The sequence below is a fragment of the Vibrio sp. ZOR0018 genome, from assembly GCF_963865925.1.
Taxonomy (GTDB): domain Bacteria; phylum Pseudomonadota; class Gammaproteobacteria; order Enterobacterales; family Vibrionaceae; genus Vibrio; species Vibrio anguillarum.
Genome location: NZ_CAWMCN010000098.1, coordinates 1 through 470, shown reverse-complemented (window position 1 = coordinate 470; position 470 = coordinate 1). Strand labels below are relative to the sequence as shown.

Below are 470 nucleotides of genomic sequence, written 5' to 3'. Positions count from 1 at the left end.
GGACGTTTGGATGCTGAAGGTTATTTTGCCGCTAAACTCACAGCGCTAAACAACCCAACGCGATCAAGAAACAACAAATAGGTGATGATTATTTATTGCTTAAGCCCAGCAGTGAGAACATGGAATTCACCGTTCAATTCAAACCCGATTTAGCTGATAAAAACTCATTTTGCCTAACGCCCGGCTAAGGGGTTGACAACGCATCACCGAACTCAAAAAACACACTGTAAACACTGAACTTCAATTTTGTACTGAAAGTCGCCAAGCGTTGGCAATCCCTCTTGAGCCGTTTGTTATGCAGTTTTTTAACCAATACTCAGTATAGAGAACGAATTGCTTAGCCAAACTTATCTTTAGCTGCCACAATTCACACTGTCATTTATTACCAACTGGTTCATCATGAAACTTTTAGTTCGCAATCTATCTCGCTCTACAACTGAACAAGAACTTCGTGTTTTATTCTCAGCTCA

Annotated in this window: 1 pseudogene; it reads left to right on the top strand. The window is 40.4% G+C overall.

Features of this window, described 5'->3' with window-relative positions:
- Positions 1–399: 399 nt before the first annotated feature.
- Positions 400–470 (top strand): annotated as a pseudogene (locus AACR75_RS06445) (RNA-binding protein); the annotation flags it as partial.